This window comes from bacterium (assembly GCA_027622355.1).
Taxonomy (GTDB): domain Bacteria; phylum UBA8248; class UBA8248; order UBA8248; family UBA8248; genus JAQBZT01.
Genome location: JAQBZT010000136.1, coordinates 1 through 7,872 on the forward strand (window position 1 = coordinate 1; position 7,872 = coordinate 7,872).

At 64.1% G+C, this 7,872-nt stretch carries 10 protein-coding genes; all 10 read left to right on the plus strand.

Annotated elements, in window-relative coordinates:
• Window positions 1-607, plus strand: a 607-nt coding sequence (locus O2807_09035; GenBank protein MDA1000639.1) for a glycosyltransferase family 9 protein, incomplete at its 5' end; no start/stop codon positions are given.
• A 10-nt stretch (window positions 608-617) separates the two neighbouring features.
• A complete protein-coding gene (locus O2807_09040) occupies window positions 618-1,208 on the plus strand; it encodes an HAD family hydrolase (protein ID MDA1000640.1) in 591 nt (196 codons plus the stop codon).
• Window positions 1,205-2,197, plus strand: a complete 993-nt coding sequence (locus O2807_09045) for a bifunctional ADP-heptose synthase (protein MDA1000641.1) — start codon at window positions 1,205-1,207, stop codon at window positions 2,195-2,197. The genes O2807_09040 and O2807_09045 overlap by 4 nt, the downstream gene beginning before the upstream one ends.
• Complete coding sequence (locus tag O2807_09050; protein ID MDA1000642.1) at window positions 2,194-2,697, plus strand: adenylyltransferase/cytidyltransferase family protein; 504 nt, start codon at window positions 2,194-2,196, stop codon at window positions 2,695-2,697. The genes O2807_09045 and O2807_09050 overlap by 4 nt, the downstream gene beginning before the upstream one ends.
• Window positions 2,694-3,755 (plus strand): glycosyltransferase family 9 protein, encoded by a 1,062-nt coding sequence (locus O2807_09055; protein ID MDA1000643.1) that lies wholly within the window; start codon window positions 2,694-2,696, stop codon window positions 3,753-3,755. The genes O2807_09050 and O2807_09055 overlap by 4 nt, the downstream gene beginning before the upstream one ends.
• 30 nt (window positions 3,756-3,785) lie before the next feature.
• The gene (locus tag O2807_09060; protein MDA1000644.1) at window positions 3,786-4,733 is read left to right on the plus strand and encodes an NAD-dependent epimerase/dehydratase family protein; all 948 of its coding nucleotides are present in this window, start codon (window positions 3,786-3,788) and stop codon (window positions 4,731-4,733) included.
• Window positions 4,730-4,927, plus strand: coding sequence for a Trm112 family protein (locus O2807_09065; protein ID MDA1000645.1), 198 nt, complete (start codon window positions 4,730-4,732; stop codon window positions 4,925-4,927). Before O2807_09060 ends, O2807_09065 begins: the two co-directional genes overlap by 4 nt.
• 53 nt (window positions 4,928-4,980) lie before the next feature.
• Window positions 4,981-5,751, plus strand: coding sequence for a glycosyltransferase family 2 protein (locus O2807_09070; protein MDA1000646.1), 771 nt, complete (start codon window positions 4,981-4,983; stop codon window positions 5,749-5,751).
• Window positions 5,738-6,838 (plus strand): glycosyltransferase family 4 protein, encoded by a 1,101-nt coding sequence (locus O2807_09075; GenBank protein ID MDA1000647.1) that lies wholly within the window; start codon window positions 5,738-5,740, stop codon window positions 6,836-6,838. Before O2807_09070 ends, O2807_09075 begins: the two co-directional genes overlap by 14 nt.
• Window positions 6,835-7,872 (plus strand): glycosyltransferase (locus tag O2807_09080; protein ID MDA1000648.1); only part of this gene is annotated, 1,038 nt, incomplete at its 3' end. The genes O2807_09075 and O2807_09080, both read left to right, overlap by 4 nt.

Here is a 7,872-nt window from a genome sequence, read left to right on the forward strand (position 1 = left end):
CCCGGTTCCCGCCGCGGCGGCGGCGTTTGCGGATCAGTTGTTGCGGGAGGCCGGCCTTGGGGGAAGCGCGCCCATCGTCGGCATTCACCCCGGCGCCTTTTACGGGGACGCGAAAACCTGGCCCCCGCAGTTGTTCTCCGAGTTGATCCGCAAGCTCGCCCGGGAAGATGATTTGCGCACTCTGGTCATGGGCGGTCCCGGGGAGGCGGCGCTGGCGGCGGAGATTTGTGCCGGCGCAGAAGGGGCGGCGGTGAATGTCGCCGGGAGGGACTCACTCTCGACTCTGCCCGGGGTTCTCTCCCGCCTGAGCGTTTTCGTTTCGGGCGACACGGGGCCGCTGCATGTGGCCTCTCTCGTGGGCGTGCCCACGGTGTCGCTCTTCGGGCCGACGGACCCCTTGCGGACGGCGCCGCGGGGGCCGCACCACAGCACGATCCGCCGGGTGCTCGATTGCAGCCCTTGTTTCGCCCGAACCTGTCCCCTCGGCCATCACCGGTGCATGGCCGACATTTCCCCGGAGGAGGTAGCCGGAGAGGTGAGAGGCTTGATAAGAATGGTGAGAAAGGCGGCGCCTTCGGAAAGCCGAATGGGCGGATCGCCGCTTTGAGGAGAAACGATTGAGCGGAAAGGCGGCTGTATTTTTTGATCGGGACGGGACGTTGAGTCGCGATGTCGGATACGTGGTTCATCTGGACGATTACGAATTGCTCCCTCGCGCGGCGGGGGCGGTCCGCTTGGTGAACGAGGCGGGCCTTCTCGCGATTCTGGTGACGAACCAGGCAGGGGTGGCCCGGGGCTATTTTCCCGAGGAGATGATCGGCCGGGTTCATGCGAAGCTTCAGGAGGAGCTGGGGAAAAAAGGCGCGCACCTGGACGCGATTTATTACTGCCCCTCCCTTCCGGGTTCGAGCGTGCCGGGCTACGACGAGGACAGCGACTGGCGAAAGCCCAAGCCGGGAATGCTGCTCCAGGCGGCGGAGGATCACGGCGTTGATCTTTCCCGGTCGTTCATGGTGGGGGACAAATACTCGGACCTGGTGTGCGGCTGGGCCGCGGGCTGCAAGTCGGCGTTCGTTTTGACCGGCTACGGACGCGGCGAGCGGGAGTTCCGCGGAAAGGAGTGGCCCCGCCAGCCGGATATCGTGGGAGAAGACGCCTATCACGTCACCGAAATGATACTGGATGAGATGGCGAAATCGAAAATATGACCCAAAGCCTGCGTCAATATGTCGAAAAGTTCTCTTCGGTCCGCCTGGCCGTGGTGGGCGATTTCGTCGCCGATGAGTTTGTCTACGGCGACACCTCCCGCATCAGCCGGGAGGCGCCTGTCCTGATCCTCAATTTCCGCTCCCGGGAGATCGTCCCCGGCGGCGGCGGCAATGCCGCCATGAACGCCGCCTCGCTGGGAGGGCAGATTTCGGCCCTCGGTGTGGTCGGCGCGGACAGCGCCGGCGAGGGTCTCCGGGCGGCGCTGGAAAAGCGGAATGTGGACATGCGCGGCCTGATGATGGGTGCGGACCGGTTCACCCCGACCAAGATGCGGATCATGGCCGGGGGGCGGAATACAAGCCGCCAGCAGGTGATCCGGGTCGATCACGAGGACCAGGGGCCGCTGGATGCGGCGCGGGAGCAAGAGATTGTCCGGGCGCTGGAGGCGCTCTCCCCCGCCGCGGTGGATGCGGTTCTGGTCTCCGACTACGGCCTGGGGGTGATTACGGGAAAGGTCCGGAATGCGGTGGAAAAGCTGGCGAACGAGATTGTCGTCACTGTGGACAGCCGCCACCGCGCGGATTCCTTCAAAAACGTCACGGCCATCACCCCCAACGAGGAGGAGGTCGAAGAGCTTCTGGGCTATTGGCCCAACGCGGATCGCCTCGATGATGCGGGTAGGACCCTCCTCGAGCGTATCGGGGGAAAGGGCGTTCTGATCACCCGTGGAAGCCAGGGGATGAGCCTCTTTGAGAAAGAGGGCGGCAGGACGGATTTTCCCATCTTCGGGACCGACGAGGTGGTCGATGGCACCGGTGCGGGGGACACGGTGATCTCCGCCTTTACCCTGGCGCTCGGTGCGGGGGCCTCGATGCGCGAGGCGGCCGATATCTCGAACCGGGCCGCCGGCATCGTGGTGATGAAGCGGGGCACCGCCGTGGTGGAGCAGCAGGAGCTGCTGGATGTGCTCGGAGAGACGCGCCCGTGAATCCGGAGCACGAGTCTTTCGGCGGGAAGCTCCGCAGCGCCGATGCGCTCGCCGATGAGGTGAAACTCCTCAAAAAAACCGGCAAGCGCATCGTGTTCACGAACGGTTGTTTCGATATTCTCCATGCGGGCCATATCCGGTACTTGAGGGCGGCGAAAGCGCACGGCGATGTGCTCATTCTGGCGGTGAACAACGATGCTTCCGCGCGCGCCCTGAAGGGAGAAGGGCGGCCCTACACGGGAGAGCGGGAAAGGCTGGAGATTCTTTCCGCCCTGGAGCCGGTGGATTATCTCGTCCTCTTTGAAGAGACGGATGTGTCGAAACTGCTGCTTCGGCTCCGCCCGCATGTCCATGCGAAAGGGACCGACTATACCGTGGAGACGGTTCCCGAGCGGGAAACAGTCCGCAGCTATGGGGGAAAGGTGGTCGTGTGCGGCGATCCGAAGGATCATTCCTCGACCGGCATCGGCAGGCGGGCGGGAAAAGTCCCTCCGGCATGAGCGAACGGTACCTCATCATACGGCTCGGCGCCCTGGGGGATATCGTTCACACCCTGCCGCTGGCCGCCGCGATTCGCGATGCGAAGCCGGATGCGCAGATATTCTGGGCGGCCGACCCGGCGGCGGCGGGCGCGGTCCTCGAGGGCAATCCCGATCTGGATGAAGTCATCCCCGTCGAAACCCGGAGATGGCGGAGGAATATCTTTTCGGACGGTTTCTCCGGCGTCTTCGCCGCACTCTCCCATCTTCGCAGATGCGCGCCGGATGTCGCCGTGGATGCGCAAGGTTTGATCAAGAGTGGAATCATCGCGCTCGCCTCCGGGGCCAGGAAGCGTGTCGGTTTCGCCCATGAAGCGTGCCGGGAGGGGATGAACGTTGTCTTCACGACGCACTGGGCCGACCCGCCGCCCCGTCCGCACCATGTCGTGGAAAAAAATCTCTCTCTCCTCGCGCCGCTGGGAATTCCGCATCCGGCCCTGGAGCGGCTCCGGTTTCCCCTGCCGGAGACGGCGCAGGAAGCCGCCTTCGCGGAAAACTTCATGCGCGGGGCGGGCTGTGGGGATGGCGCCCCGCTCCTTGTCGTTCATCCTGCCGCCGGGTGGGTGACGAAGCAGTGGGCGCCCGGGCGCTACGCCGCTCTCGGGGACGCCTGGCGGGAGATGACCCGAGGGAGAGTGCTCATCACCTGGGGGCCCGGGGAGGAGCATTTGGCGAAAGTGGTGGGAGACGCGATGAAAGAGACGCCGCTTCTGGCACCGCCCACCTCCGTCCGCGAGCTGGCCGCCCTGATTCGCAGGGTCTCGGTTTTCGCCGGAGGGGATACGGGGCCCCTTCACCTGGCCGCCGCACTGGGGATCCGCTGCCTGGCGCTGATAGGGCCGACCGATCCGGTGCGAAACGGTCCCTGGGGGGAGGGGCACGCCGTTCTGCACGAAAATCTGTCCTGCAGCCGGTGCTACGGCAGAAAATGCCCCGATATCGAGTGTCTTGACCGGCTGGCCGTGCCCCGCGCGGTCGCCGCGCTGGCCCGATTGTGGGAAAATCGTGCAAGGTCTTGATAAGTATGTGAAAATGAATGAGGTGTTTTGATGTCGCGGTATCTGGTTACGGGAGCGGCGGGCTTCATCGGCTCCCACCTTTGCGAGATTTTGATCGCGGATGGGCACGAGGTTCTCGGGATTGACCGGTTTTCGCCCCACTATGCGCGGGACGACAAGGAGGAGAACCTGGCCGGCTTGCGCCGGGAGAGTGCCTTCGAGTTCCGTGAACTGGACCTGGCCGCGGGCGGGCTGGAGGGCATCGCCTCAGACGTCGAAGGCGTCTATCATCTGGCGGCACAGGCCGGCGTCCGGGCCAGCTGGGGGAAGGAATTTTCCGTATATATCGAGGACAATATCCATGCGACCCAGCGGCTTCTGGAGGCGTTTTGCGGAAAGGAAATCGAGGGTTTCGTCTTTGCCTCCTCCTCCTCGATTTACGGGGACGCCGAGACGGCGCCCACGCCGGAGGACACCATTCCCCGGCCGGTTTCCCCCTACGGTGTCTCCAAGCTGGCGGGAGAGCACCTGTGCGGTCTCTACCACCGGAACCACGGCGTGCCCACGGTGTCGCTCCGCTACTTCACCGTCTACGGGCCGCGCCAGCGGCCGGACATGGCGTTTCACAAGTTCCTCGCGGCGGGAATCCGCGGGGAGGCCATCACCCTTTACGGCGACGGCGGGCAGAGCCGGGATTTTACTTATGTGAAAGACGCCGCCGAGGCGACCCGGGCGGCGCTTCGGAAAGGGAAGCGGGGCGGCGTCTACAACATCGGCGGCGGCCAGCGGGCGAGCGTGAACGAGGTGATTGCCTGCATGGAGGAAATTCAGGGCGCACCCATGAAGATCGGCCGGATGGACACGCAAATGGGAGATGTCCGCCACACCTGGGCGGACACGAAAAAGGCGCAGTCCGATCTGGATTTTTCGCCCAAAACGCAGCTGTCAGATGGCCTTCGTGCCGAGTATGAATGGCTATTGGGGAGAGAGAAAAAATGAGTATCAGCAAGGAGTTGCTCGACATATTGGCGTGTCCTGTCAGCAAGAAGCCCCTTGAGTTGAGCGGCGACGGAAATTTCCTCATCTGCCGGGAATCGAAGCTCGTCTACCGCATCGAGGACGACATTCCGATCATGCTGGTGGATGAGGCGATCCCTCTCGATGAATGGGAAAAAAGCCGCTCCGAGGGATAAAAATGGCTGAAGGTCTGGCCGTGCACCCTTTCAGCGGTGAAAGAGAGACTGTCTTGACTTCAAAGCGCCAGCCTCTGAGTGTCGCCATCGTCACGCAGAACGAAGCGTCGAATGTGGTGGCCTGTCTCGACAGCGTCGTTTGGGCCGATGAAATCGTCGTTGTGGATTCGGGAAGTGAAGACGAAACACGCGAGATTTGCCGCAGCCGGGGCGCGCTCGTTGTCGAAGCTCCCTGGGAAGGGTATTCCGCCCAGAAGAACCTGGCGCTGGAGCGGACCCGCTATCCCTGGATTCTCAGCCTTGATGCGGACGAGCGGGTGGGGGATGCCCTCCGGGGCCAGATCGAGCGGGTGCTCGCGGCCGATGGCCCGGCGGATGGCTACCGGGTTCCGCGGCGGAACTTTTTTTTCGGAAAATGGCTTCGCCACGGGGATCATTGGCCCGATCATCAGATTCGCCTTTTCCGCCGCGAGAGGGGCCAGTTTAACGGGAAAAGCGTACATGAGTCCGTCGTCATGGAAGGAGAAACCGGCGAATTGAGCGAGCCGCTGGATCATTTCAGCTACCGCACCCTTCACGAGTTTTTCGACCGCCAGGTGCGCTATGCGGCGCTGGCCGCGGAGGATATGGCGGGGAAAGGTGCCGTCCCCCGTGCGTCCGATTTCTTCCTCCGGCCGATCGGGCGGTTTCTCAAGGGATATGTCCTGAAGGCCGGCTGGAGAGACGGCCGGGAGGGCTTCATTGCCGCAGCCGGCTCTGCCTTCTATGTCTTCATGCGCGCCGCCTTTCTCTGGGAGAATCGCCGAAAGGGTGAGAGCGCTTAATATTCTGCATACAGAGGCGTCTCCCGGTCTGGGAGGCCAGGAGAAGCGAATCCTGCTGGAGGCGGTCGTCCTCGAAAAAAGGGGGCATCGCGTCCACATCGCGGGCCAGCCGCACGGGCTTATCCGAAAGGAAGCGGAGGAAGCCGGCCTGTCCTTCCATCCGATCCGCATGCGGACCAGCTGGGATCCCGCGGCACTCTTTCGGCTGATCTGCCTGATTCGGAAAATCCGCCCGCATTTGATCCACACCCACAGCAGCAAAGACAGCTGGCTGGCCGGAGTGGCCGGGCGGCTGATGGGGGTTCCCGTCGTGCGTACCCGGCACGTTTCCATCCCGGTCAGCGGAAATGCACTGAACTGGGTCTATCTCCTTCCGAAAAGAATTTTCACGACGGCCGATCTGATCCGCCGGATGCTGATCGAGCAGAAGGTCTGCAAGGGCGATCGGGTGAGCGTGCTCCCGACGGGCGTGGATCTTTCCGCGTTTCATGATGGCGTATCGGGCGAGGGCTTCCGGGCCGAGTTCGGACTCTCCGGGGAGACCCCGGCGGTGGGCATCATCGCCCAGCTCCGAAAGAGCAAAGGGCACGATCATTTTCTCGCCGCGGCCCGTATCCTCCGGGACAGGGGAGTCTCCGCACGGTTTTTTGTCGTCGGAGACGGGCACTGGCGGGATATTTTCCGCGAAGAGGCGGAACGTCTGGGCCTTTTGGGCGGGACGGTCCGTTTTCTCGGCTACCGGACAGACATTCCCCAAATAATGGCCGGGCTCGACCTTCTGGTGATCGCCTCGACGCGGACCGAGGGGATCCCCCAGGTGGCGCTGCAGGCCATGGCGATGCGCCTGCCGGTTGTAGGGACGGACATCGGCGGCGTGCCGGAGGCGATTTTGCCGGGTGGGGCGGGCGTAGTGGTGCCTCCGGGAGACCCCGAAGCATTGGCGGCCGCCATCGAGGAGATGCTCGCCGACCCCGAGCGCCGGCGCCGGATGGGGGAGTCCGGAAAAAAATACGTTACGGAAAATCACTCGCTCACGCGCATGATCGAAGAGACCGAGCGCCTGTACAACGAGGTCCTCGCCGCATGAAGCCGCTCCGGATCATCCAGGTGATCAGCAGTTCCTGGTGGACGGGAGCCTCCGAACCGGCCCTCCAGCTGACCTCCGGTCTGGCCCGGCGCGGCCACCAGCTTCACTTTGTGTGCGGCAGAGGAGAGCGGCTGGAGGAGGAGGCGAACCTGGCCGGCTTTCCTCCCGAAGAGGGCGTGGCGCTGACGAGAAGCCTGAATCCCATTCGGGTGCTGCGCGCGGTTTTCGATCTGGCGGCGCTCTTCCGCCGCGTCCGGCCCGACATCGTCCACACCCATCTGAGCGCGGATCACTGGCTCTGTCTTTTGGCCGCCCGGCTGACCCGCCAGCCGATCCGGCTTGTCCGGACGATCCACCATCCCCGCGTCGCGCGGGACAGCTTTCTGACGCGCCTTCTGCTCTCAAGGGGCGCGGACGCCGTCATCGCGGTAAACGATTACATCCGGGGCCTTCTGAGCGGCCAGGCCCGCATCCCGGAGGAGAAGCTTCACACCGTGCGCGGCGGGGTGGATCTGAAGCGCTTTATGCCGTCGACCATCGAAACGCGGGCCGAGGGGAGGGAGATTCTCGATACGCCTCCGAATACCCTCTTGGTCGGCATCGTCTCGCGCCTGGCCAGCGACCGGGGGCACTTCACGCTCTTTGAGGCCTTCCGGCGGGTGGCGGAGGGGATTCCCAACGTCCGCCTGGTGGTGGTGGGAAAGGGCGAGTTCTTCCCCCAGCTCGAGGCGCGGGCCGCGGAGCTGGGGATTTCGGATCGGCTTGATTTTCCGGGATTCCGCGAGATCGATCTGGTGGAGATCCTCGCCGCGCTGGATGTGTTCGTTCTCATGGCGCCGGGCTCGGAGGGAAGCTGCCGCGCCGTGCTGGAGGCCATGGCCATGGGGCTGCCCTGCGTCGTGACCAGCCGGATGGGATTGGGCGAAGTGGTGCGGGCGGGGCGGACGGCGCAGGTGGTGCCCCCCGATAGTCCCGAGATGCTGGCCGAGGCGTTGAAAGGTTTTCTCTTGAGCCGAAAGCGGCGGGCCGCTTTC

Excerpts from the sequence above, each read along its gene's own strand:
- O2807_09045 (MDA1000641.1), top strand. The coding sequence starts at position 1,205 with ATGACCCAAAGCCTGCGTCAATATGTCGAAAAGTTCTCTTCGGTCCGC.
- O2807_09055 (MDA1000643.1), top strand. The coding sequence starts at position 2,694 with ATGAGCGAACGGTACCTCATCATACGGCTCGGCGCCCTGGGGGATATC.
- O2807_09060 (MDA1000644.1), top strand. The coding sequence starts at position 3,786 with ATGTCGCGGTATCTGGTTACGGGAGCGGCGGGCTTCATCGGCTCCCAC.
- O2807_09065 (MDA1000645.1), top strand. The coding sequence starts at position 4,730 with ATGAGTATCAGCAAGGAGTTGCTCGACATATTGGCGTGTCCTGTCAGC.